General features: G+C 74.2%; 19 protein-coding genes and 1 riboswitch. Of the genes, 11 read left to right on the forward strand and 8 right to left on the reverse strand.

Annotation, left to right across the window (positions count from 1 at the left end):
* Positions 1-650: 650 nt before the first annotated feature.
* The gene (locus RM609_RS31685; RefSeq protein WP_438828587.1) at positions 651-1,247 is read right to left on the reverse strand and encodes an AAA family ATPase; all 597 of its coding nucleotides are present in this window, start codon (positions 1,245-1,247) and stop codon (positions 651-653) included.
* A 201-nt stretch (positions 1,248-1,448) separates the two neighbouring features.
* Positions 1,449-1,546: riboswitch (glycine riboswitch) on the forward strand.
* Positions 1,547-1,712: 166 nt separating this feature from the next.
* Here RM609_RS31685 and gcvT point away from each other — a divergent pair.
* From gcvT to RM609_RS31705, 4 genes are all read left to right on the forward strand, one after another.
* The gene (gcvT, locus tag RM609_RS31690) at positions 1,713-2,828 is read left to right on the forward strand and encodes a glycine cleavage system aminomethyltransferase GcvT (protein WP_311615636.1); all 1,116 of its coding nucleotides are present in this window, start codon (positions 1,713-1,715) and stop codon (positions 2,826-2,828) included.
* Between the two features lie 78 nt (positions 2,829-2,906).
* A complete protein-coding gene (gene gcvH / locus RM609_RS31695) occupies positions 2,907-3,287 on the forward strand; it encodes a glycine cleavage system protein GcvH (RefSeq protein WP_311615638.1) in 381 nt (126 codons plus the stop codon).
* 33 nt (positions 3,288-3,320) lie between these two features.
* Entirely contained in the window at positions 3,321-4,583 is a 1,263-nt protein-coding gene (glyA, locus tag RM609_RS31700; RefSeq protein ID WP_311615640.1) for a serine hydroxymethyltransferase, read from the forward strand.
* Between the two features lie 243 nt (positions 4,584-4,826).
* The gene (locus tag RM609_RS31705) at positions 4,827-6,209 is read left to right on the forward strand and encodes an L-serine ammonia-lyase (protein ID WP_311615641.1); all 1,383 of its coding nucleotides are present in this window, start codon (positions 4,827-4,829) and stop codon (positions 6,207-6,209) included.
* A gap of 81 nt (positions 6,210-6,290) precedes the next feature.
* On the opposite strand, the gene RM609_RS31710 is transcribed toward RM609_RS31705, so the two are convergent.
* Positions 6,291-7,364 (reverse strand): trypsin-like serine peptidase, encoded by a 1,074-nt coding sequence (locus RM609_RS31710; RefSeq protein ID WP_311615643.1) that lies wholly within the window; start codon positions 7,362-7,364, stop codon positions 6,291-6,293.
* Between the two features lie 171 nt (positions 7,365-7,535).
* Between RM609_RS31710 and RM609_RS31715 the strand changes: the two genes are divergently transcribed.
* Positions 7,536-7,778 (forward strand): hypothetical protein, encoded by a 243-nt coding sequence (locus RM609_RS31715; protein ID WP_311615645.1) that lies wholly within the window; start codon positions 7,536-7,538, stop codon positions 7,776-7,778.
* A 15-nt stretch (positions 7,779-7,793) separates the two neighbouring features.
* On the opposite strand, the gene RM609_RS31720 is transcribed toward RM609_RS31715, so the two are convergent.
* The 3 genes from RM609_RS31720 to RM609_RS31730 form a co-directional block, all read right to left on the reverse strand.
* On the reverse strand, positions 7,794-9,776 hold the full coding sequence (locus RM609_RS31720) for an FG-GAP-like repeat-containing protein (protein WP_311615647.1): 1,983 nt from the start codon (positions 9,774-9,776) through the stop codon (positions 7,794-7,796).
* A gap of 317 nt (positions 9,777-10,093) precedes the next feature.
* Positions 10,094-10,954 carry a helix-turn-helix domain-containing protein gene (locus RM609_RS31725; protein WP_311615649.1) on the reverse strand — a complete coding sequence of 287 codons (861 nt, stop codon included), beginning with the start codon at positions 10,952-10,954 and terminating at the stop codon, positions 10,094-10,096.
* 1 nt (position 10,955) lies between these two features.
* Positions 10,956-11,786, reverse strand: coding sequence for an SRPBCC family protein (locus RM609_RS31730; protein ID WP_311615651.1), 831 nt, complete (start codon positions 11,784-11,786; stop codon positions 10,956-10,958).
* A gap of 172 nt (positions 11,787-11,958) precedes the next feature.
* On the opposite strand from RM609_RS31730, the gene RM609_RS31735 reads away from it, so the two are divergent.
* The 6 genes from RM609_RS31735 to RM609_RS31760 all read left to right on the forward strand — a co-directional run bounded on the left by RM609_RS31735 (position 11,959) and on the right by RM609_RS31760 (position 19,988).
* Positions 11,959-13,224: an ABC1 kinase family protein gene (locus tag RM609_RS31735; protein WP_311615653.1), complete on the forward strand. Its 1,266-nt coding sequence runs from the start codon at positions 11,959-11,961 to the stop codon at positions 13,222-13,224.
* Between the two features lie 98 nt (positions 13,225-13,322).
* Entirely contained in the window at positions 13,323-14,681 is a 1,359-nt protein-coding gene (locus tag RM609_RS31740) for a KR domain-containing protein (protein ID WP_311615655.1), read from the forward strand.
* Positions 14,682-14,773: 92 nt separating this feature from the next.
* Positions 14,774-16,099, forward strand: coding sequence for a HEAT repeat domain-containing protein (locus RM609_RS31745; protein ID WP_311615657.1), 1,326 nt, complete (start codon positions 14,774-14,776; stop codon positions 16,097-16,099).
* 44 nt (positions 16,100-16,143) lie between these two features.
* Complete coding sequence (locus tag RM609_RS31750; protein ID WP_311615659.1) at positions 16,144-16,815, forward strand: DUF6073 family protein; 672 nt, start codon at positions 16,144-16,146, stop codon at positions 16,813-16,815.
* A 36-nt stretch (positions 16,816-16,851) separates the two neighbouring features.
* A complete protein-coding gene (locus tag RM609_RS31755) occupies positions 16,852-18,948 on the forward strand; it encodes a methyltransferase domain-containing protein (RefSeq protein WP_311615660.1) in 2,097 nt (698 codons plus the stop codon).
* A complete protein-coding gene (locus RM609_RS31760; RefSeq protein WP_311615662.1) occupies positions 18,945-19,988 on the forward strand; it encodes a methyltransferase in 1,044 nt (347 codons plus the stop codon). The genes RM609_RS31755 and RM609_RS31760 overlap by 4 nt, the downstream gene beginning before the upstream one ends.
* Here the strand turns inward: RM609_RS31760 and RM609_RS31765 are convergent.
* From RM609_RS31765 to RM609_RS31775, 3 genes are all read right to left on the reverse strand, one after another.
* Entirely contained in the window at positions 19,943-20,872 is a 930-nt protein-coding gene (locus RM609_RS31765) for a hypothetical protein (protein ID WP_311615664.1), read from the reverse strand. The two genes, RM609_RS31760 and RM609_RS31765, sit on opposite strands and share 46 nt — an antisense overlap.
* 30 nt (positions 20,873-20,902) lie before the next feature.
* A complete protein-coding gene (locus tag RM609_RS31770) occupies positions 20,903-21,343 on the reverse strand; it encodes an acyl-CoA thioesterase (RefSeq protein ID WP_311615666.1) in 441 nt (146 codons plus the stop codon).
* On the reverse strand, positions 21,340-24,295 hold a 2,956-nt coding region (locus RM609_RS31775; RefSeq protein WP_311615668.1), incomplete at its 5' end, for an SDR family oxidoreductase. The genes RM609_RS31770 and RM609_RS31775, both read right to left, overlap by 4 nt.

The raw sequence follows: 24,295 nt of genomic DNA on the forward strand, positions 1-24,295 counted from the left end.
GAGGTGGTGGGGCGCCCCCACGGGCGGGGTTGTCCGGCACCGCCGGGTGCGTCGGCGGTGGCCGCTCGCCGCGGCGGCGGGAGGGGTGCCTTCCCGAAACCGGGGGCAAGCCCCCGCCCCCCGCCCGGGCGAGGGGCTCCGCCCCGGCCCGGGGAGGGTTCGCCGTGCCCGGCGGGGGTCCGCCCTGCCCAAGGCAGGGGCGGGCGGCCGGGCCAGGGGCCGGAGCCGCGGGCCTGGGCGGGGGCCTGGCCCTGGGCCGTGGCCGAGGCCGGGGCCAGGGGCCGGGGCCCGGGGTCAGGCCCGGGGTCGGGGTCAGGCCCGGGGTCGGGGTCAGGCCCGGGGTCGGGGTCAGGCCCGGGGGCGGAGCCGGGCCCGGAGTCGGAGCCGGGGCCGGGCCCAAGGCCGGAGCCGGGCCCGGGGAACTGGGGGCCGAAAGCTGGGCGCGGGGACAGGAGCTGGGTGCGGGGCGAGGCTTGGGGCGGAGCCCTTGGGTGCTCGGGAACCGGGCCGGGAGCCTGGTGGGTGCGGTGTGGGGCCCGGGGCGGAGCCCTCGGGCCTTCGGGGGGCCGGGGGCTTGCCCCCGGGAAACGGGGAAAGGGCGGGGCTGGGGATCCCCTCCCGCCGGGGAGCCCGGCGGGGCCGGGCCCGCCTCAGCCGAAGTGGATGGCCCGCAGCGCGTCCGCCGCCTCGCGGTCGAGGAGGACGGCCGAGGTCGTGCCTGCCGGGTGGTCGCCCGCCGTGAGGGCGGCGACGAGGCGGGACGTCGCGCGGCGGTGGCGGGCGAAGGAGCGGACGGAGACGCCGCGGCCGCGGGCGCGCTGGCCGGCCAGCGCGGTGGGCGGGTCGACCGCCAGGACCACCAGGTGCAGCCCCCCGCCCCGCCGCCGCGCGTCGCGCGCGAGCCAGCGGCGCACCCAGCTCCACTGCCCGCAGTCGTGCACGACGACGCTGTCACCCGAGCGCAGCGCCCGCCGCAGCGCGGCGTAGTGCGCGAGGCGGACGAAGGGCCGGTACACGGCGTACGGAAGCGGCAGCGACCGGCGTTCGAAGCGCTCGCGCACGTCCTGGGAGTCCACGCGGTGGACGGCGGCGGGCACGACGCGCCGCATCAGCGTGGACTTGCCGCCGCCGGGCAGTCCGGAGACGACGAGCAGGTCGCCCGCCGGATAGCGGAGCTCCGTGACCGCCGCCCCGTCCCCGCCCCCGCGCAGATCGCGCACACCCACCGCCTCGCGAGCGTCGCGCACCTCGCGCGTCTCCCCCGTACGCACGGTGATCGCCCCCTCCCGACTGGTCGTACGACCGCCCCCTCCCCACGGACTCCCCACGCGATGTAAAGAAAAGGTAATCCAATTTGAGGGGCGGCGGGCGGTCCGTCGCACGCCCGTACGTGCAATGATGTGCGCGCCAAGCTCGACTCAACTGCAAGTAATCGCATATTGGCCGCTCGAATCCGCGCGGGAGAGTCCCGGGTGCCATGTGCCCCGGGCGCCGAAGGAGCAAGTTCCTCCCTTGAATCTCTCAGGCCCCGTACCGCGCGGGTGAGGCAGATCTGAAAAGCGGACCGCGGCCGCGCGGTCCCACCCAAGGTGCAAGCCGGGTGCCTTTGATGACAGGCGAGGCTCTCGGTGAACCTCTCAGGTTCCGATGACAGATGGGGAGGCCGCCTATTCAGGCATTCCTCCGCGACCCACCTGCCCGGGAGCCCGATCATGACCGAAGCCCCCCGCCGTACCGCCCTGGACGCGCTGCACCGCGCGCTCGGCGCGACCATGACCGACTTCGCCGGCTGGGACATGCCCCTGCGCTACGGCAGCGAGCGCGACGAGCACATCGCCGTGCGCACCCGCGCGGGCCTCTTCGACCTGTCGCACATGGGCGAGATCACCCTCACGGGCGCCCAGGCCGGGCAGGCCCTGGACCACGCCCTGGTGGGCAACATCTCCGCGCTGGCCGTCGGCCGGGCCCGTTACACGATGATCTGCCGCGAGGACGGCGGCATCCTCGACGACCTGATCGTCTACCGCCTGGGCGAGCAGGAGTACATGGTCGTCGCCAACGCCTCCAACGCCCAGGTGGTCCTCGACGCGATCACCGAGCGCGCGGCGGGCTTCGAGACGACCGTCCGGGACGACCGCGAGAACTACGCGCTGATCGCGGTCCAGGGCCCCGCCTCCCCCGCCATCCTGAAGTCCGTCACCGACGCGGACCTGGACGGCCTGAAGTACTACGCGGGCCTGCCGGGCACCGTCGCGGGCGTCCCCGCGCTGATCGCCCGTACCGGCTACACCGGCGAGGACGGCTTCGAACTGTTCGTCGCCCCCGCCGACGCCGAGAAGCTGTGGCAGTCCCTGACCGAGGCGGGCGCGGACGCCGGGCTGGTGCCGTGCGGGCTCTCCTGCCGGGACACCCTGCGCCTGGAGGCGGGCATGCCGCTCTACGGGCACGAGCTGACCACGGACACCACGCCGTTCGACGCCGGGCTGGGCCGGGTCGTGAAGTTCGACAAGGCCGGCGATTTCGTGGGCCGCGAGGCGCTGACGGCCGCCGCCGAGCACGCCGAGACGGCTCCGCCGCGCAAGCTGGTCGGCCTGATCGCGACCGGCCGCCGGGTGCCGCGGGCCGGCTACGCCGTCACGGTCGGCGGCGCGGTCGTCGGCGAGGTGACCTCCGGCGCCCCCTCCCCCACCCTCGGCAAGCCGATCGCGATCGCCTACGTCGACGCGGCGCACGCCACGCCGGGTACGGAAGGGGTATGTGTGGACATTCGCGGCAGCCAGGAGCCGTACGAGGTCGTCGCACTCCCCTTCTACAAGCGGGAACGCTGAACCCTCACCGATCCCCCCTCATCTCACCTGTCAAGACCCCTTGCACAAGCACCCACGCGCGTACAGGAGAATCTAGCCATGAGCAACCCCCAGCAGCTGCGTTACTCCAAGGAGCACGAGTGGCTGTCGGCCGCCGACGCCAATGGTGTGGCGACGGTCGGGATCACCGAGTTCGCGGCCAACGCGCTCGGCGATGTCGTCTTCGCCCAGCTCCCGGCCGTCGGCGACACCATCACCGCGGGCGAGTCCTGTGGTGAGCTGGAGTCGACCAAGTCGGTCAGCGACCTCTTCGCCCCCGTCACGGGCGAGATCGTCGCGGCCAACCAGGACGTCGTGGACGACCCGGCGCTGGTGAACTCCGCCCCCTTCGAGGGCGGCTGGCTGTTCAAGGTGAAGATCACGGACGAGCCGGCCGACCTGATGTCGGCCGACGAGTACACGGCCTTCGCCGCAGGCTGACCCCGCCCGCTCCCTCCCGCGCAGGAAGAACTCATGTCGCTTCTCAACAGCTCCCTCCATGAGCTCGACCCGGACGTCGCCGCCGCCGTCGACGCCGAACTCCACCGCCAGCAGTCCACCCTCGAGATGATCGCCTCGGAGAACTTCGCTCCGGTCGCGGTCATGGAGGCCCAGGGCTCGGTCCTGACCAACAAGTACGCCGAGGGCTACCCGGGCCGCCGCTACTACGGCGGCTGCGAGCACGTCGACGTCGTCGAGCAGATCGCCATCGACCGCATCAAGGCGCTCTTCGGCGCCGAGCACGCCAATGTGCAGCCGCACTCCGGCGCGCAGGCCAACGCCGCGGCGATGTTCGCCCTGCTCAACCCGGGCGACACCATCCTGGGCCTGAACCTGGCCCACGGCGGGCACCTCACCCACGGGATGAAGATCAACTTCTCCGGGAAGCTCTACAACGTGGTCGCCTACCACGTCGACGAGCAGACCAACCTGGTGGACATGGAGGAGGTCGAGCGCCTCGCCAAGGAGCACCGCCCCAAGCTGATCGTCGCCGGCTGGTCCGCCTACCCGCGCCAGCTGGACTTCGCCGCCTTCCGCCGGATCGCGGACGAGGTCGGCGCGTACCTGATGGTCGACATGGCCCACTTCGCGGGCCTGGTCGCCGCCGGGCTCCACCCCTCCCCGGTGCCGCACGCCCACGTGGTCACCACCACCACCCACAAGACCCTGGGCGGTCCGCGCGGTGGTGTGATCCTCTCCACGGCCGAGCTCGCCAAGAAGATCAACTCCGCGGTCTTCCCCGGTCAGCAGGGCGGCCCGCTGGAGCACGTGATCGCGGCCAAGGCCGTCTCCTTCAAGGTCGCGGCCACGGAGGAGTTCAAGGAGCGCCAGCAGCGCACGCTCGAGGGCGCCAAGATCCTCGCCGACCGCCTGATGCGGGACGACGTCAAGGAGGTGGGCGTCTCCGTCCTCTCCGGCGGCACGGACGTCCACCTGGTCCTGGTGGACCTGCGCAACAGCGAGCTGGACGGCCAGCAGGCCGAGGACCGCCTCCACGAGGTCGGCATCACGGTCAACCGCAACGCCATCCCGAACGACCCGCGCCCCCCGATGATCACCTCGGGCCTGCGGATCGGCACCCCGGCCCTGGCCACCCGCGGCTTTACGGCCGAGGACTTCCGCGAGGTTGCGGACATCATCGCCGAGGCCCTCAAGCCGGGCTTCGACGCGGAGGCCCTGCGCGGCCGCGTCACGGCGCTCGCGGACAAGCACCCGCTGTACCCCGGGCTGAAGTAGCACCGAAGCACGGGATTAACCGGCCGGTACGGGGCACCGGGCACGCTCGAGGAGCGGGCCGGTGCCCCGTACCGCGAGGGCCCGGCGCCCCGGCGTGACCCGCGCCACCGCGGGAAAGCCGCCCGCATCCCGCACACTGATAGGTGAATGCGGCATTCCGTTTCCTGTCGCACCACCCGGCACCACCCCGCTCCACCCTGTACCACCCTGTTCCACCCCCCGACTCATAGAGGAGCTGCCACCGTGGCCATCTCCGTATTCGATCTCTTCTCGATCGGCATAGGCCCGTCCAGCTCCCACACGGTCGGCCCGATGCGCGCCGCCCGGATGTTCGTGGGGCGCCTGAAGAAGGACGGTCTGCTCGCCCAGACCACCTCGGTACGGGCGGAGCTCTACGGCTCCCTCGGCGCCACCGGCCACGGCCACGGCACCCCCAAGGCCGTCCTGCTCGGCCTGGAGGGCCACTCCCCCCGCTCCGTCGACGTCGAGATCGCCGACGACGAGGTGGAGCGCATCCGCACCACCAAGCGGCTCAAGCTCCTCGGCGCCGAGATCGGCTCGGCCCACGAGATCGACTTCGACGAGTCGACCCAGCTGATCCTCCACCGCCGCCGCTCCCTGCCGTACCACGCCAACGGCATGACCCTCTTCGCCTACGACGAGGCCGGCGCCCCGCTGCTGGAGAAGACCTACTACTCGGTCGGCGGCGGCTTCGTCGTCGACGAGGACGCCGTCGGCGCGGACCGGATCGTCCTCGACGACACCGTCCTGAAGTACCCCTTCCGCACCGGTGACGAGCTGCTGCGGATGTCCCGCGAGTCCGGCCTGTCGATCTCCGCGATGATGATGGAGAACGAGAAGGCCTGGCGCACGGAGGAGGAGATCCGCGAGGGCCTCCTGGAGATCTGGCGCGTGATGCAGGCGTGCGTGACGCGCGGCATGTCCCGCGAGGGCATCCTCCCCGGCGGCCTCAAGGTCCGCCGCCGTGCCGCCAGCACCGCCCGCCAGCTGCGCGCCGAGGGCGACGCCCAGGCCCGCGCCATGGAGTGGATCACGGTCTACGCCATGGCCGTCAACGAGGAGAACGCGGCCGGCGGCCGGGTCGTCACCGCCCCGACCAACGGCGCCGCGGGCATCATCCCGGCCGTTCTCCACTACTACATGAACTTCGTGCCGGGCGCGGACGAGGAGGGCATCGTCCGCTTCCTCCTCGCCGCCGGCGCCATCGGCATGCTCTTCAAGGAGAACGCCTCGATCTCCGGCGCCGAGGTCGGCTGCCAGGGCGAGGTCGGCTCCGCCTGCTCCATGGCCTCCGGCGGCCTCGCCGAGGTCCTGGGCGGCACCCCGGAGCAGGTCGAGAACGCCGCCGAGATCGGCATGGAGCACAACCTGGGCCTGACCTGCGACCCGGTCGGCGGTCTGGTCCAGATCCCCTGCATCGAGCGCAACGGCATGGCCGCGGCCAAGGCCGTCACCGCCGCCCGGATGGCGCTGCGCGGCGACGGCCGCCACCACGTCTCCCTCGACAAGGTCATCAAGACCATGAAGGAGACGGGCGCCGACATGAAGGTCAAGTACAAGGAGACGGCGCGCGGCGGCCTCGCCGTCAACGTCATCGAGTGCTGATCCCCGCCTGACGTATTTACGTTTCCGGGGTACACCTCGCCCCCGGTCCGGCAGCCGCCGGGCCGGGGGCGACGTGCGTCCCTAGCGGTTCTTCTCCGCGTCGTAGGCCTTCACGGCCGCGTCGCCCAGATGCGGGCTGCGCTCCTCGTCGGAGCTGTCGCTGCCGTGGTAGCTGACGTTGCCGATCAGATAGCCCCAGCCGCGCGAGAGCTGGAGGTCGTCCAGCCAGGGGCCGCCGCTGGCCCCGTGGCCCTGGTCGCAGTGGATGGCCTCCTGGCCGGGCTGGAACGGCCAGATGCCCGGCCGCCAGGTCGTGCCCGTGCAGTAGCGCAGGTCCTGACCGGTGATGCCGGAGCGGGCCGGGTGGGTGTCGAACGGGTAGCCGAACTCATGGGCGTGCCAGGTGTAGCCGGAGTTGAATCTGTACCCCTGGGAACCGGTCACGTCGGCCACCTTGCGGCCGTTCTGCGGCCAGAGGGTGATCACGGCGAGGTCGTAGTCCTTGTTCCCCCCGTTGAGGTAGCCCTTCGGGGTGGTCACCGACTTCCACGTCCACGAGCCGAGCGGCTCCCGGCCGTTGTGGTAGTCCGGGACGAACCGGAAGTTGCTGTACCAGTGGCCGTTGCCGTCGCTGGCGCAGTGCCCGGCCGTCCATATCAGGCTCTTGTTGGGCGAGTTGATGACGGAAGCCGTGCACTGGCTCCCGCCCTTGGGCGTGTCGAAGTAGAGCTTGCCGACGGTGGTGGCCGGCATGCTGCCGTGGGCGGTCCACACCTCGGACCGGGAGACGTCGGCGAGCGTTCTCGCCGCGTCCGCCGCCTTCGCCGCCTCCCCGGCTTCCTTGGCGACGCCCGCCACGGGCGCCGACCCCTGGCCCGTACGGGCCGGGAGCCGATGCGTCTGCGGTGCCGCCGGACGTCCGCCCGGTGCCGGCCCGGTCACCGGCCGGGCCTCTCTGATCCGTTCGGGTGTCCAGTGGGCGGCCACCCGCGAAGGAGCCTGCGAGGGGTCCCCCGTCGCGCTGTGCTGTACCGCTGTGGCCGCCGTGTCGGCGTCCATCGGCTTCGCGGTTTCATCGGCCTGGGCCGCGCCCGCCGGGACGCTCAGTCCGAGCGTCAGCGCTCCGGCGACGGCCGCCATGAATCGCGTCTTCACCCCGTTCCCCCTTTACGTCGTGTGCTCGAAGCACGAAGACGCGTGCGAGTAGAGCAGGTGGGAGGAGGGGAAGGACGGGTTCGGACAGCATTGGCCGGAACTGTGCGTACGGTTGGGACCTTTCGCTACCTTGGCGGCAGGCGCACACCGCGCAGGAAGCTGGTGATCCCGATGGTGTCCCGGAAGGCGAAGAAGGCGCTCCTGGCGGCGGGCGCGGTGGCGCTCGGTCTGGCCGTCACCGCCGCCCTGTGGCCCGGCGACCGGGACGCGGCCCCCGGGCCGCCGTCCCGCCCCGAGACGGCCGTGGTGCACGACTCCACCGGAAACCCGGCGGAGGTCGAGGAGCACTGGACCCCGGAGCGGATCCGGCAGTCCGACGAGAACATGCGGCACGCCACGGGGAAGGACGACTGATCCGCCGGTCCTCCGTCACCAGGTGCCGGTGAGCCGGAGCGGGCGGCTGAGCGCGGCGTTCCCGGTGTTGAGCCATTCCTTGAGGACGCCCGTCCGGTCGTCGCGGGCCATGAGGTGGGCGAGGCCGCCGGTACGGAAGGGGATCGGGGTGATCTCCGAGAGGCGGTGGCCGTCGGCGATCCTGCGGGGGCGGGCGAAGGTGCCGTCGCCCCGGCCGGCCCAGAGCAGGAGCACGCCGTGCCCGTCGACGGCGACGAGGTCGGTCCGGCCGTCCCCCGTGAAGTCGCCGGCGCGGATCCGGGTGGCGTGCCAGCCGTCCATGAGCGTCCGGGGGCGGCCGAACGTGCCGTTCCCCTCGCCGGGCCAGACGAGGAGCGTCCCGCCGCTGTCGACGGCGACGAGGTCGGGGATGCCGTCGCCGGTGACGTCCGCCGCCGTGGTCTGGGTGAAGTGCCAGCCGCCGGTGAGAGTCCGGGGGCGGCTGAACGTGCCGTCCCCGTTGCCGGTCCAGAGGTGGAGGGTGTCCGAGGCGTCCTTGGCGATCAGGTCGGTCCTCCCGTCGCCCGTGAAGTCGGCCGCGACGGTCTGGGTGAACTCCCATCCCCCGGTGAGCCGCCGGGGCCGGGCGGCGAAGGTGCCGTCGCCGTGCCGGGCGTCGTCGACGTCGGTGTTGCCCGGCCAGAGGTACAGGTCGTTCCTCCGGTCGGCGGCGATGACGTCGGGGATGCCGTCGCCGGTGACGTCCGCCGCCGTGGTCTGGGTGAAGTCGAGGGTGACGCGCGGGGGCACGGGCGCGGGGAGCAGGGCGTCAGAGAGGGCCTGGCTGCCGTTGTCGCCGAAGTGGAGGCGGTCGCCGCCCCGGTTGTAGTACGCGGCGAAGAGCCGTGTGGTGTCCAGGGGATCGCGTGACGCCTCGTCGAAGTCCACGGCGGAGTCGATGTCGCGGGTGGTGCGGAGGTAGGCGTTGACCTGCTGCCGGACCTGTTCCCTGGCGGGGGTCCAGGCGTTCTCGTAGCCCCGGAAGGGCGGGATCGTGGCGGCGGCGAAGGTCAGTCCGGCGGCGTGGGCGCGGGTGGCGAGCCGCCGTATCCCGGCGATGAGTTCGGTGCCGCCCGCGTCGGCGAAGATGATGTCGTTGACGCCCTCGAAGAGGACGACGGACCGCACGTTCGGCTGGGCCAGGACGTCGCGGTCGAAGCGGAGCAGCGCGCTCTGTCCCGACTCGGCGGGCTCGGTGCCGCGGAGCAGGTGGTTGGCGGAGATCCCGGCGTTGACGACGCCCATGGGCCGGGGCCGGGCCTGGAGGGCGCGCGCATAGTCGTCGGGCAGGCGCCGGTCGGTGTCGGGGGTGGTGTGCCCGCCGTCGGTCTGCGAGTCGCCGAGGAGGACCACGGTCCCGCCGCTGTGCGGCGCGCGGACGTCGACGCCGCCGAGGAACGCCCAGAAGGGGAACCCGGTGGGAAACCCGCCGCCCCCGGTGTCACCGGTGTGGTCCGCCGCGTCGCCGGGGGCGGACGCGTAGGAGGTCGTCAGGGTGTACGCGTGGAAGGGCGCGGTGCGGACGGCCTGCGGCAGGTACACGCTGACCAGGAGGTTCTCGTCGGCCTTGACGCGGAAGGCGGCGGGGTCGCTGAGGACGCTCCCGCCCGGCCCGATGACGGTGCTCTGCCTACCCCCGCCGAAGGTGAGGGTCACGGGGGCGGCGGCCGCGCCGGCTCCCCGGTCCTGGCGGGCGAGGGTGGCGTGCCCGATGGTCACGGGCTCACGGCTGAAGGTGTTCACGAGCTGGATCCGGGCGGCGGACCCGGCGATGCTGGTGTGGACGACCATGCGGAGCGTCTGCCGCCCGGCCACACCGGTGCGGGAGGCGGGGCCGGCGGTGCCCATGGCCGTGCCCCAGGTCCTGGTCCAGTAGGACGCGGCACCGGCGGCGGCGCCCGGGGAGGCGGCGAGCAGGGGGACGGCCGCCGCGCAGAGGGCCGTGACCACGGCCGTCACCAGGGATCGTCTTAAACGGGGGCGAAGGTAACGGGTGCGAAGGTGCCGTGGCATGAGTGCCGTCTCCCTCCGGGCGACGCGGCGGACGAGTTGCGCCCGGCGAATGAGCCGCCGGGCGCACACATCATGGAGCCACGGCGGAGCGCGGGGAAGGGCCCGGAGCCCACGATTCGATCTGGTCGACGGGTGATCGCCGTGCCGTCATGGGGAGTTCAGCCGGGGTCGGTCGCGGGGCGCGGTACGGCAGGTCGTCGGTCGGCTGCGGGTCGCCCGTGGCCGTTCGCGCGGTTCCCCGCGCCCCTTACGGGGCGCCCCCATCATCCGGGTTTCGCCGCGAGCGCGGTGTCCGTCGCGCGGTTCGTCGCGTCGCGGGCGAGGAGGAGGGGGAGGGCCAGGACGATGGGTGGGTCGCTCAGGGCGGGAGTGCGCAGGCGGAGGCGGAATGAGCCGTGGGTGGGGGCTCGGGTCGTCGCGACCGAGCGGTGGGCGCCCGCCGGGTCGTCGAGCGCGTCGGCCACGCGCGTGGCGCGGTCGAAGCAGACGGCCAGGACGTGGTGGTCCGCGTCGGCGGGCGGGCGCAGCCGGACCGTGGCCGTGGCGGCGGTCACCGCGCAGGCCACGGGGAGGTCCTGGGGGACGCCGTGCGGGAAGAGGCCGGTGAAGAGCACGGCGTCGGCGGGCGCCGTGCCGGTGGCCCGGCCGGTGATCTCCGCCGCGCGGCCGGGGCCGGTGGGGCCGTTGGGTCCGGTCAGCCCGCTCGCGTCCACGACCTCGCCGATGCCCCGGTCGCCGTGCCGGTCGACGAGCGCCTTGAAGCGGCTCGGGGACATCCCTACGAGGCGGGTGAACTGGGTGGTGAACGTGCCGAGGCTGGCGTAGCCGACGGCCGTGCACACGTCCGTCACCCTGGGGCTGCCCCGGATCATCATCCGTTGCGCCTCCGCCATCCGCAGCGCGGCCAGGAAGCGCGCCGGGGTGACGGCCGTGACGCCGCGGAAGACGCGGTGGAAGTGGAACGGGCTGAACAGGCCCGCCTCGGCGTGGTCGGTCAGGCACTGGGTCTCGCCCAGGTGGTCGCGCATCCGGCGGATCGCCCGCTCGACGGAGGCGAGTTGTTCCGCCGAGGGCGACGGGCGGACGGCCGGGGCGGGCGCCGGGGGCGCGGTGGCGGCGCGCACGTCAGCCCGGCCCGGTCGCGGCGCGGGCCCGGTCGCGGGCGGCCGCCAGGGAGGCGACCCAGGTGGCCGTGAAGCGGCGGCGCAGTTCCTGGGCCCGGCCGTCCGGGAGGCCGAGGGCCGTCCAGCCGTGGTGGGCGAAGGACAGCCGCAGGCCCGCTCCGGCGGGGGCGAGGCTCACCCTGGCCGCCGGGGTCCCGGCGGTCTCCGGGATCGCGACGGTGAAGGTCAGCTCCTCGTCCTCGCGCAGCTCCCACTCCCGCAGCGCGAATCTCCGCGGTCCCTCGTCGTCGACGACGAAGAACCATGCCGGACGGAAGCCGTCCTCGGCGACGGGGAGCCAGTCCAGCAGCGTGGGGTAGGCCAGGGGCCGGTACGGGCCGGCCGGGAGGTCGACCGCGCCGTCGATGTCGTCGCGCAGGACGTAGCGGGCGCCGCGGCCGGTGTGCAAGTGACGGGCGAGGCGAGCGAGGAAGTCCGTCCAGCCCTCGTGGAGCTGTCCCGCCTCGGCGGGTGTGCGGGTGTCGTCGTGGTCGGCGACGGTGAGCAGGGCGGCGCCGGGTCCGGCCGCCTCCAGGGTCCAGACGACGCGCTGCCGCTTGCCCACGCCCAGGAAGCGCCAGACGAACTCGACCGTGCGGCCGGGGACGAGGGCGGTGGGCCGCAGGGTGAAGAAGTCGCCGTCGTCGAAGTCGAGGCGATTGTCCTCGCCCACGGTCAGCGGGCCCGCGAGATCGCCGAACCATCGCGCCACCCGGGCCGGTTCGGTCAGCGCCGGCCACACCCGCGCCGGTGGCGCGGGGAGGCGGGCGGTGACCCGTACCGCGTCCGACACCTCTTCCTCCTCTCGCCGATACCGTGTCCCGCCGATACCGCGCTGCCGCCCGATACCGTGCTACCGCCGGAGGGATCGCTCCCATATTATGTAGCCTCTGTTCGGTGTCAACGCTCCAACTCGGCGCGTCCCCAGGCAAGTTCAGCTCACGTGCGAACGCCAGGAGGAGGCCATGGAGATCAGCCACGCCGCGCTCGCCGGCCGGCTCGCGACCGTCGCCGCCGTCACCACCCGGCACGCCGCCGGGGGCACCCTCGACGCCGTGCGCGCGGGGCCGGGCGCGCTGCCGGAGGTGATCGGCGGGAGGGCGGCGCGGCTGCTGTCGGGGCTCGGGCCCACGTTCGTCAAGGGCGGGCAGCTGCTCAGCACCCGTCACGATCTGCTGCCGCCCAGGATCTGCCGGTCGCTGGGCCGGCTGCACGACCGGGTACCGCCGATGACCCGGGCGCAGACGGCGGAGGCCCTCGGCCGGGCGTACGGCGCCCCCCGGGCCTGGCCGTTCGCCTCCTTCGACTGGACGCCCGCCGCCAGCGGCAGCATCGCCTGCGTCTACCGCGCCGAGCTGGCCGACGGGCGCGGTGTGGCCGTGAAGGTCCGCAGACCCGGCATCCAGCACCGGATGCACACGGACTTCGCGCTGCTGCGCGCCGGGGCCCGGCTGATGGAGCGGCTGCCGCCGCTGCGCAAGGTGCCCGCGCGGCGGATCGTGGAGGAGGTCGGGGGCGCGGTCCTCGGCCAGCTGGACCTGGAGCGGGAGGCTCGTTCGCTGGCGGCGCTGCGCGCCAATCTCTCCCGGCTGCCGTACTTCCGGCTGCCCGCGCCGATCCCGGAGGCGTCCGGGCCGGGGGCGCTGGTGATGGACCTGATCGAGCCGCTCGACCGCTTCCAGGCCGGCCGGCTCGACCGCGAGCAGCGCCGGCGGATCGTCCGGAACGTCCTCCAGGGCGTGTACCGGATGCTGTTCATCGACGGGCTCGTGCACTGCGACATGCACCCGGGGAACCTGTATCTCAACCCCGACGGCGTGGTGGTCCTGCTGGACGCGGGCTTCGTCGTACAGCTGGAGCCCGCCGTGCGCCGGCTGTTCGCGGAGTTCTTCATGAACATGTCCCTGGGGCGGGGCCCGGAGTGCGCCGGCGTGGTGCTGCGCAGCGCCGAGCACATCCCGCCGGGCTGCGATCTGCCCGGCTTCCGGTCCGGGATCGAGGAGCTGGTGGCGGAGACGACCGGGCGGACGGCCGGGCAGTTCCGGCTGGCGCCCTTCGCCACCCGGCTGTTCGACCTCCAGCGGCGCTCCGGGATCGCGGCGGCCCCGGCCTTCGTCTTCCCGCTGATGTCACTGCTGGTGCTGGAGGGAATGATCAACGAGTTCGACGTGGACGTCGACTTCCAGGGCGAGGCCATCCCGACCCTGCTGACCGCGCTCAACACGTACTGACGCCGGGCGGTGCCGGACCGGGCGCACCGGGCGGGCACGATCCCCGGCCGGCCCGCGCGCGGACGAGGAGGACCGGCCGCGGACGAGGAGGACCGACCATGGACAGCTCAGGTGCGCCGACCACGGGGGACGCCCGGGCCGTACGGGCGTTCCGGCCGGTTCCCGTCCACGTGGGCGGCGGTGTCCACGCGGGCGGCGGTGGGCCCGCACCGGCCGCCGCCTTCCGCTGGGACGTGACCGGCGACCCCCGGGACCCGCTCGCCGTCGCCCTGCGGCACGCGTCCCGCCGGGACGCCGAGCCCGCCGTCGCCGTCGTCCTCGGCACCGCGCACCGGTCCGGCGACAGCGCCCTGCTGCTGGAGGGGATCGCCCGCGCCCGCCTCGGCGCGGGCGGCGGGCGGCGGCTGGTGCTGCTGCACCGGGGTGCCGGGGGCGGGAGCCTGCTGCGCTCGGCGGCGCTGGAGTCGGCGGGGGTGGAGTCACCGGGGGTGGAGTCACCGGGGCTGCGGGTCGCCGCCCTCGAACTGCCCGTACGGGACGCCGGTCCCGGCTTCCTCACCCATGTCGCCCGCCTCGTGCGTGACGCCGCCCCCGGTGCCGAGCTCCAGGTGGCCGGGGACGGCACCGTCACCCGTACCGGCTGGCGCGCCGCCTCGCTGCCCGAGCTCCCGGTGCCGCCGGACGGCCCGGCCCTGCCCGGCGGCGCCGCGCTGGTCACCGGCGGCCTGGGCGGCCTGGGCCTGCGGGCGGCCGCCGTGCTGTCGGCGGTCCGGGGCTACCGTCCCGTACTCCTCGACACCACCGCCCCCGGGGAGTTGCCGCGCCGCCCGGCCGCGCTGCTGCGCAGACTGTGCGACGCCCCGCCCGGCGCCGACGTGCTGACCGTCGACGTCACCGACCACCGGGCGGTCGCCCGGGCGCTGGGCCGGGTGCCCCTGCCCGTACGGGCCGTGGTGCACTGCGCGGGTGTCGTCGACGGCGGGCCGGTCGCCCTCACCCGGGCCCGGGACCTGGACGCGCTCGCCGCCCCCAAGGCCGAGGGGCTCGGCACCGTGCTCGACGCCCTCGGCCCCGGCGCGCTGCGGCACCTGGTCGTCTTCGGCTCGGTGACCGCGCGGGTGGCGCACCGGCAGCTGGGGGGCTACGGGCTGGCCAACGAGCTGCTGCGGCGGGAGGCGCTGCGCCGGGCGGCGGCCCTGCCCCGCTGCGCGACGGTGGTGGCCGAGTGGTCGCTGTGGAGCGGGGCGGGCCAGGCGCACGAGATGGGCGCCGTGGCGCAGGCCCGCCGGATGGGCATGGCGCCCGTGCCGCTGGCGCCCGGCATGGCCGCGCTGCTGCGGCTGCTGCGCTGGCCGGCGGGGGCGCGGGCGGCCGGCGCCGTCGTCCTCACCGGGCCGGGCGACGACCGCACCTTCCCGCCAGAGGGTTCGAACGAGTGGTGCAACAGCCCAACTTGAGAGAAGGCAAGCGGCCCGGGGTCGCATAACTTACCGATAGCGAGTTCTCCCTCTGCCGGTCCCGACCGGCCCTGTCGGAAGGAAGCTCACACATGGCTATCGACTTGTGCAACAAGTCCCCGGCCGCACTGGCCGAGGGCGACCCCGGCTCCTGGGCGAAGGCGGGCCCCGAGGACCCGGTCCTCCTGGAGGACCTCGGCACCGAGCAGCGCGACGCGCTCAACTTCGCCTACCGCACGACGCTCAGCAACGTCGACCCGCGCTTCGTCGCCGGCGACCCGGCCGCCTGGGCGAGCGACTTCGGCTACGCGCTGGACCGTGTGGCGATCCGGCTGGACAACCGCAGCAACGCCGAGCTGCGCGAGCAGGCGCTGAACCACCCCGACCCGGCGATGCGCGAACAGGCCCTGTTCGAGTACGCGGACCGCGACCACGCGGACGCCATCGACCTGCTGGCCCAGGCCGTCCGCGACGACACCGACCGCCAGGTGCGCTGGGACGCGCTGTGGGCCGTGGAGAAGCTGGGCGGCGCGCGGGCCGTGGCGACGCTCCAGACGTTCCTCAAGGACCCCGACCCCGAGATCGCGGAGTGGTCGAGGCTGTTCATCAGTGAACTCCAGACCGGCGACCCGGCCTTCGACGGCCGCGAGGCCCGCCACACGCCGGGCCGTACCTTCGACGAGACGATCTTCCTGCTGATCCACTGCGATCTGTACGTCCGGCTGGACGACTCCAACCAGCACTGGGGCAAGATCTCCCTGGCGCCCCAGGGCCTCGCGCGCGTCTACGGCCAGGCCCACGCCTGCCCCAACGTCGCCACCCGCGAGAGGCAGCTCGTCATCGCCAAGACCATCGCCGGCCTCCACACCGACGGGTCCCCGCACGTCGACAACTACCTCTTCCGCGGCTTCACCGACCGCAGCCGCCGTGACCGCGGCAACTTCTTCTTCGAGTCGCTGGTGCCCCGGCCGTTCTTCAAGTCCGGCCGCGCCGACGACCCGTCCCAGGGTGTGCGCCAGGCGAACATCGGCTTCGCCCGCTACGGCACCTGGCACCTGGAGCCCCGCTTCCGGGTCCACGACGAGTACGCGATCCGCTACGTCCGCGGCCGCTTCCAGGGCTGGGGGCACGTCAACCTCGGCCGGATCGCGGGCAGGCCGCTGGAGGAGGTGCTCACCCCGGGCAACGGCGTGCTGTCCACGCTCCACGACCCCGAGGTCGGCCCGATGACCAACGCCTTCATCCTCGGCACGTTCAAGGGCAAGCTCAACGACTGGGACGGCGACGGCGTCATCGACCTCAACTCCCGCGACGTGTACTCCACCGTCGACGGCGAGATCGACTCCGACCAGGACGGCGTCCCCGACGAGCCCGGCCTGACCTGCTGCGACTGGACCGTACGGCAGCCCCTGCCCTGACGCGCCACGCGCGCTCCGCAATCCACCGCCCTGAAAGGGGAGAGATGTCCGCTCCGACGCAGCGGCCGTCCGTGGTCTATGGCCGCCCGGTCACCACGGACGGTGTGCGCAATCTGTACTCCGGCACCAGCGTGAAACCCTGGACCCCGCCGGTTCCCGGCATCGACAACCTCGGCATCACCTCCGTAGACACCTTCGCCGTCCCGGGCGTCGGCGAGTACACGGTGCCCTTCGACGGCTTCGTCCGCGTGGTGCGCTCGCAGCCGACGTCCGAGGAGTGGTCGAAGGCCGAGGTGTACACCAACCTCATCGAGATGAAGATGGAGGGCTCCTGCGAGGAGCTCGGCCACATCACGGTCACCCTCAACCCGGACTGTCTGTCGACCGGCCAGATCCGCACCCCCTTCGACCCGTACGCGGGTGAGGGACCGTCCGCCAAGGCGTGCCGCATGGCCGTCGGCGCCATCTTCGACATGCCCAAACTGGGCCTGCGGCTGGCCAACAAGGAACCGATCATCCTCACGATCGACGACGTCCGCCAGATCCCGCCCGCCGGCTCGCCCGGCAAGGGGCAGATCTACCGGATGCTGCCGCTGCACGACATCGAGCGGATGGACGACTCGCCGGTCGCGTACGTCACCAGCCTGCGCTTCACCATGGGCGGCTACCTGCCCTGGGAGCGCTTCGGGCCCGAGTACAAGGAGTTCGGCAAGTAGGCACGGTACACCCGTCCCCGTACGAGGAAGGTGCCCATGACGCCCGACGACCCCCGCCCGCGCGGCCTCGCCCGCGAGTCCGCCGCCTTCCCGCCGCTGGGCGGCAGCGCCCGGCCCGTCGCCCAGGACCGGTGGGAACGGCTGGTCAGCACCGTCGACCTGCCAGAGCCGCCGGAGGCGGTGTGGGTCGCGCTCACCGACCCGGACCGGGTGGCGCGCTGGCTGGCGGTCTGCCGGGGGCCGTGGGCGGTCGCGGGGCGGGAGTCGACGCTGGACTTCGAGGACGGCGAGTTCTTCTGGTGCCGCACCCTGAGCGCCGTCCCGCCACGGGCGCGGCGGGCGGGCTCGCTGCGCCTGCTGTGGCGCTGGGTGGGCGTGGGCCCGGCCACGGCGGTGACCTGGACGGTCGCGCCGACCGATGCCAGTGGCTGCACGGTCACCGTCGTCGAGGAGGCCGACAACCCGCCCTCCGACTGGCGGTCCTGGAACGGCATGGGCTGGCCCGGCATCCTCGACCAGCTCGCGGCCCATCTGCGGACCGGCACCAGCTGGCGCTGGCCGTGGCGCCGGGTCGGCCCGTACGTCCAGATCCCCCTGCCCGTGCCCGCCTACCGGGCCTGGCAGGAGCTCACCTCCCCGGCGGGCGTCCAGCACTGGCTCCAGCGCTCCACCGGCGTCCTCGAACCCGGCGGCGAACTCGGCCTGATCATGGGGGACGCCAGCGGGACCGTCCGGATGCGGGTGACCCGGGCGGTGGACGCCGCCCAGGAGTTCCCCTCCTACCTTCCCTACCTGGAGTTCGAGCTGCGCCGGCCCGCGTGGACGGCGGCGCTCGGCGGCCGGCTGTGGATCGAGCCGGCGGGCCTGACGTCCTCGCTGCTCCAGGTGTGCCACTTCGGCTGGGAGAACCTCGACATCGCCGACCCGGTGACCGAGCGCAAACTCCTCACCGGCTACTGGACGGCGGCGGCGGACCGCGCCCGAGCACTGTTCCTCCCGCAGGGGCCGCCGGCGGGACCGCACGGCTGGTCGATGGGCGCCGGCCAACCGGAGAACGTACCGGCGGGCCTGGACCCACTGGCCGTCCAGGACTTCCTGGGCCGGGTCGTCGGCGACCTCGGCGCGGCCATGTCCGGGGTGCTGGTCGCGCTGGGCGTACGGCTGGGGCTGTTCACGGCACTGGGCACGGGCGGGCCGGCCACGGCGGCCGAACTCGCCGGGCGCACCGGCCTGTCGGAGCGCCATCTGCTGGAGTGGCTGCGCGGCCTGGCCAGCGCCGGCTACCTCGACCACGACCGCGCCGACGACCGCTTCGCCCTGCCCCCGGCACACGCCGCCGTCCTGGCCTTCGAGGACTCGCCCGTCCATCTCGCCCCCGGCTTCGAGCTGCTGCCCCCGCTGGCCGCCGCCGTGGAGGACGTCGCCGAGGACTTCCGCACGGGCAAGGGCGTGGACCGTTCCTCGTACTCGGAACGGCTTTTCGCCGCGATGGAGCGGATGAGCGCGACGTGGCTGGAGAGTGAGCTCACCGACCGGTGGATCCCGGCCGTCCCCGGGCTGGCGCCCGCGCTGGAGAAGGGCGGGACGGTGGTGGACATCGGCTGCGGCGGCGGTCTGGCGCTGGTCAGGCTGGCGGGGCGGTTCGGAAGCAGCCGCTTCATCGGCTACGACCTCCACGAACCGAACGCGCGCCGGGCGAGCGAGGCGGCCCGCGAGGCGGGCGTGGCGGAGCGGGTGACGATCGAGACGACGGACGCGACGACGGCGCTGGCGGGCGCGGGGCCGCTGACGCTGGTCACGATGTTCGACGTGCTGCACGACGCGGCGGAGCCGGAGGAGTTGCTGCGGACGGTGAGGTCGGCACTCGACCCGGAGCACGGCGTCCTGCTAGTCCTGGAGTCGCTGTCGGCGGACGACCCGGCCGACAACACCGGCCCCCAGGCCGCCGTCCTCTACGCCACCAGCACCCTGTACTGCCTGCCCACCGCGCTGGCCGACGGCGCCCCCGGCCTGGGCACCCTGGGCCTGCCACCGGCGGAACTCCACCGGCTCGCGGACGCGGCGGGATTCGGGCGCGTGGAGCGGATCCCGACGGCGAGCCCGTTCAACGCCCTGTACGCGCTGCGGCCATGAACGATGACTTCGCGCGGCTCCTGTCATTGAAGGACACGATGACCCCATGGGCCCTGCGAGCCGTGGCGACCCTCGGCGTCCCCGACCTGCTCGCCGACGGCGAGCTCGGGGCCGGCGAGCTGGCCCGGCGCACCGGCGTCGTACCGGACGCCCTGTGCCGGGTCCTGCGGCTGCTCACGGCCCGCGGCGTCTTCACCGAGCCCAAGCCCGGCGTCTTCGGCCCCACCGCCCTCTCCCGGCTACTGGAGTCCGGCGGCCGCCCCATCAGCATGGGCCCCTGGCTGGACCTCGACGGCGCCGTCGGGCGCGGCGACCGCGCCTGCGTCCACATCCTGGAGGCGCTGCGCACCGGCCGGCCCGTCTACGAGCGGGTCTACGGGCGGCCCGTCTGGGAGGACCTGGCGGCGGATCCCGCGCTGACGGCCTCCTTCGACACGGCGATGGCGGCCCGCGCCGCCGCGCTCGCCCCGGCGGTGGCCGCCGGCTACGACTGGTCGACGGCCCGCCACGTCCTCGACGCGGGCGGCGGCACGGGCACCGTCCTCGCGGAAGTCCTGCGCACCCACCCCCGTTTACGGGGCACCCTCCTGGACCGCGCCCCGGCCGTGACGGCGGCCCGCGCCGCCTGGGGCGACACCGCCGAGGGACGCCGCTGCGCCTTCACATCGGGGAGCTTCTTCGACGCGCTCCCGATGGGCGCCGATGTGATCCTGCTGGTGAACGTGATCCACGACTGGCCGGACGAGCACGCGGCGGCCGTGCTGCGCCGCTGCGCGGAGGCCCTGCCCCCCGACGGCCGCGTCCTGATCGCCGAGCACCTCCGCGACGGCGCCGCCGGCCCGCTGCTGGAACTGGACCTCCTCATGCTCCTGGTCTACGGCGGCCGCGAGCGCGACCTCGACGACTTCCGCGCCCTGGTCTCCGTGGCCGGTCTGGAGCTGACGGGCGTGACGGAGACCCGGGCGGGGATCAGCCTGCTGTCCTGTCAGCTGCCTCAGCTGCCGTTCCAAGGCATCGTCGGGAACCACCACCAGTCGTAGCGGGCCGGCAGGCGGATGCCCCAGTAGACGACGGTGAAGGTGCCGAACAGGAGCAGGGCCGTGCCCGTGAAGCGGGCGGCGCGGGTGGGGGTGGCGTTGAGCCAGTGGGGGACGCGGCCGTGGCCGGTCAGGGTGAGAGCGAGGAAGAGGACGGCCACGATCAGCACGTTGCCGAGCGCGATCAGGGCGAACAGCAGGGCGCCGTAGAGGGCGTTGTGGGTGTCGGCGGCGTAGGCGAAGGCCTTGCGGAAGAGCGGGTAGGGGCGGCCGATGACGAAGCCGCCGATGAGGGCGCCGATCAGGAGGAGCCGCAGGCGTTCGGGGTCGTGGGCGCGGCGGGCGAGGGGGTCTGGGGTCACGCCGAGGGCGGAGAACCCGAGCCAGACCATGACCAGGCCGATCACCGTGAAGACGATCAGGGCTTGGAGGGCGCGCGGCGGTATGCCGCCGTCGCCGGTGGCCTGCGACAGCTGTGGCACGTCCGGGCCGATCGCGGCGCAGATCCCGCCGTACGCCGCCGCGACGGCGACCGCCGAGGCGGTGACCCGGGCGAGCGGCCGCAGGGCTACGGCGAGGCGGCCGCCTCGGGTGTCGCCGGTGCCGGCCATGGGGGCGAAGGCGCCGAACGCGGCCACGTTGCAGGCGGTGAACGTGCCCGCCAGGCCCACGACGAAGGCGAAGACGGCGCCCGCCCCGGCGCCGGGGATGTCGTCCTTGAGGGAGTCCCGGCCCAGGAGGCTGTCGGCCGCGTCCACTCCCAGTCCGTCGACGAGCCGCGCCGACCAGACGACGGCGAGCAGGAGGCCCGCCGCGACGCCCGCGACCGCGCAGGCGGTGGTGCGCCGGTCCGTGGCCGCTGTGACGGCCGCGTGGGTTCGTGCCATGGTGTGTCCCCCTCGGTCAGGTGCCCTCGGTCAGGTGCTGAAGGGCTGGAGGGCGGCGAGCAGTTCCTCCGGTACCGGCTCGGGCTCCATGACGCCGCCGCCGTCGCCGGTGCGGCGCATGCAGGCGACGGTCTGGTGGCCGCGGGCCACCAGTTCCGGCGGGCTGCCGGCGCGTACGTAGTCGAAGGCCATCTCGATGCGGTTGCCGGCGAGGTGGCGCAGCGACATGTGGACGTCGATCTCGTCCAGCGCCCGGCATTCGCGCAGGTACTCCATGTCGCAGGAGACCGTGACGAGCGTGAGGCCGTCGGCGAAGGCCGCGACCGTGCCCGGCGCGTGCTCGGCCAGGAAGCGCTCGCGGCAGTGGCCCTGCCAGCGCACGTAGTGGGCGAAGTAGACGTTCCCGGCGAGGTTGGTCTCCTCGAACGGCACGTGGTGGCGGTGGACGTAGGTGCGCCGCGCGGGTGTCATGCGCGGCCCCCGGCGACGCGTTCCCGTACGGACCTCGGTACGTGGACGGGCGGCGCGCTGCCGACCGCCACCGCGACCGGGGAGGGCAGTCCGGCGACGCGGACGACGACGGTGGCGACGGCCAGGTCGCCGGCGCGCAGCAGCACCCAGCCGTCGGCGGCGACGCGTTCCACGCGCAGCGGGGCGTCCGGGCGGGCGCCGAGCGCGAGCAGTGTCTGACGGCACGTCAGCAGGCGGGCGTAGCCGTGGCCCGGCTCCCCGCCCGTCGCCCGGTCCACCTCGTCGGCCACGGCGGCCGCGCGGGGGCCCAGTAGGTCCCGCCAGCGCTCGGGGAGCGCGTCGGGCACGGGCGCCCAGTCCACGGCCACGGGCCGGCCGGCGACGGCGACCAGGGCCCGGTCGCCCAGGTGGGCGGCGTGGCGGAAGCCGTCCGCGACGGTGAGCGGGCCGTCCCCTGCCGCGAGGTCCACGTGGGCCTCCGGCAGCAGGCGGTCCAGGCTGCGGGTGAGGTACGGGCCGAGGAGTTCGGCGGGCCAAGGCGCGGGCCGGGGCAGCGGCCCGACGTCCTTCAGCCGCAGGCCGTGCCACGTCTCCAGGACCGCCCCGGCGGCGTCCTCCACGCGCAGGTCGTAGCGGTAGCCGTCGGCGTCGTGCGCCGTCTCGTGCGCGTGCACCACCACGGCGCCTTCCACGGGTGCCGGGCCGTGGCACCGGACGGCGTCCACGCCCACCGGCAGCACGCGCCGGTGCGGCACACAGCCCTGGAGCACATGCACGTACGCGTCGCGCAGCGCCGCGTCCCCCAGCAGCAGCCGGGGGCTGTGGAAGCCGCTGAACCACTCCCCCGCGCCGCCCGCCGCCACCTCGGCCACGCAGCGGCGGCCGCTGAGCCGCCGGTAGCGCACCAGGCGGCGGAAGCGCGGGCCGTGGAAGAACAGTTCGCCGTAGTGGGGCGAGCGCGTGGGGTCTGTGTGACCGGGGACCATCGGCGGACCGGCCGCCGCGTCGCCCATGCGGTACACCGCGCGGAAGTGATCGGCCGAGAAGCCCGTCTCGTCGCTGCGCACCACCGCGACCACCGTGCCGTCGTCGTGGCGGAGCGCTGCGACGCGTACGGTGCGGGAGCCGTCCGGCGGGACGGTGACCGGACGTTCGAAGGCGGCCTCGGAGACGGTGCGGACGGCGTCGTGCCCGGTGACGGCGGCCGCCGCCTGGGCCATGGCCTCCAGCCCCACGACGGCCGGCAGCAGGGGTACACCGTCGAGGGCGTGGTCGGCCAGGTACGGGTCGTTGCCCAGGCCCACGCGGGCGTCGGCCACCACCTCCACGCCCGGCTGGTGCACCAGCGGCCGTTCCAGGAACCGCAGCAGCGGCAGCGACTCGTCGGCGTACCGCAGGGTCCCGGCGCGGGGCAGCCGCCCGGCGACCAGCACCGACGGCGGCAGGTCCGGGGTGGCGAGCAGTGACAACAGGATCCTCGTGCCGTCGGCCACGGGGATCGGGGCGACGCCCTGGCGGCGCAGCGTCTCGACGGCCCCGAGCCGCTGGGCCATGCCCGCGCCCTCCCACTGCGACCATTCGACGGTCAGGCAGCGGCAGTCCGGCAGGGCCTCGCCGAGTTCCTCGACGCGGCGCCGCATCAGGTCGTTGGCCAGGGCGTAGTCGGCCTCCCCCGGCAGCCCGATCCGGGCGATCACCGAGCCGTAGGCCACGAGCAGCCGCAGCCGCCCGGTGTCCACGGCGGCGAGGACCGCGTCCAGCCCGGCGCTCTTGGGCGCGCAGGCGGCGCGCAGCCGCTCGGGGGTGACGGTCTCCAGCCGCCCGGGTTCGTTGCGCCCGGCGCAGTGCAGGACGGCCGTGACGGGACCGAGGCGCGCCTCGGCCTCGGCGACGCGGCGGCGTACGGCGGCGGGGTCGGTGACGTCGGCCGTGAAGTACAGCGCGGTCACTTTCTCGTCGGCGAACCGCCGTAGCCATGTGCCGACTTCGACGTCCTCGCCGGGTGCGCTGCGTCCCAGCAGGACGAGGCGTACCCCGGTGGCCCGGGCGAGGGCCAGCGCCGACTCGGCGCCGATGCCCTTGGCCCCGCCGGTCACCAGACAGACGTCGCCGGGCCCGAGGGGTATCGCGGCGGCGTCGGGCGGTGGCAGGGGCCGGAGTTCGGTGACGGGGGCGTGGGGGCGTCCGGTGTCGTCGAGGACGATCTCGGCGTAGCCGGCGATGCCGCGGTCCGCGGCCTCGGCGGCCGCCTGCTGTATGCCATCGGGGTGGGGTGGCGCGTCCACGACGAGGCAGGGCTTGCCGGGGCGTTCGGCGGCGACCGAGCGGGCGACGACGTCGCCGACGGCGCGGTGGTGGAGGACGAGCACGGGGCCGTCGGCCGCCGCGGCGGCGTGGAGGGCGGCCACGCACTCCTCGGGGGGGGGGTCGGGTGGGAGGGCGACGACGGTGGCGGGGGCGGCGTCCGCGTCGTCCCTGGTGGGGAAGGCGGCATGGATGGCGTCGGCGAGGGGGTGGTCGTCGGGGAGGTGGCGTGTCCAGGTGTGGGTGGTCGCTTGACCGGACACGGCGGGCCCGGTGCGGGGGACGAGGCGGTGGGTGAAGGCCCGCACCCAGGGGGCGACGCCTTCGACGGGCGCGTCGTCCTCGCCCCGCGACGCCGGCAACGCGGCGATGTGCGCGGCGAGCCCGGCCACGCTGGCCGTGACGAGCGCCCCGGTGTCGACGGGCGCCTCCCGCCCGAGCGCGCGGGCGGCGTCGGCGGCGATCTGGGCGAGACGGAGGGAGTTCACGTGGAGGTCGGAGAGGAGGAGGTCGTCGTCGCGGATGGTGTTCGGGGGGAGTTCGAGGGCGGTGGCGATCAGAGTGCGGATGGTGATGAGGGGGCCACCCCCTCCTACAGCCGGGGGCTCCGCCCCCGGACCCCCGAGGGGGACGGCAGCGGAATCCACG

Origin of the sequence: Streptomyces hesseae (assembly GCF_031845785.1) — a bacterium.
Lineage (GTDB): Bacteria > Actinomycetota > Actinomycetes > Streptomycetales > Streptomycetaceae > Streptomyces > Streptomyces hesseae.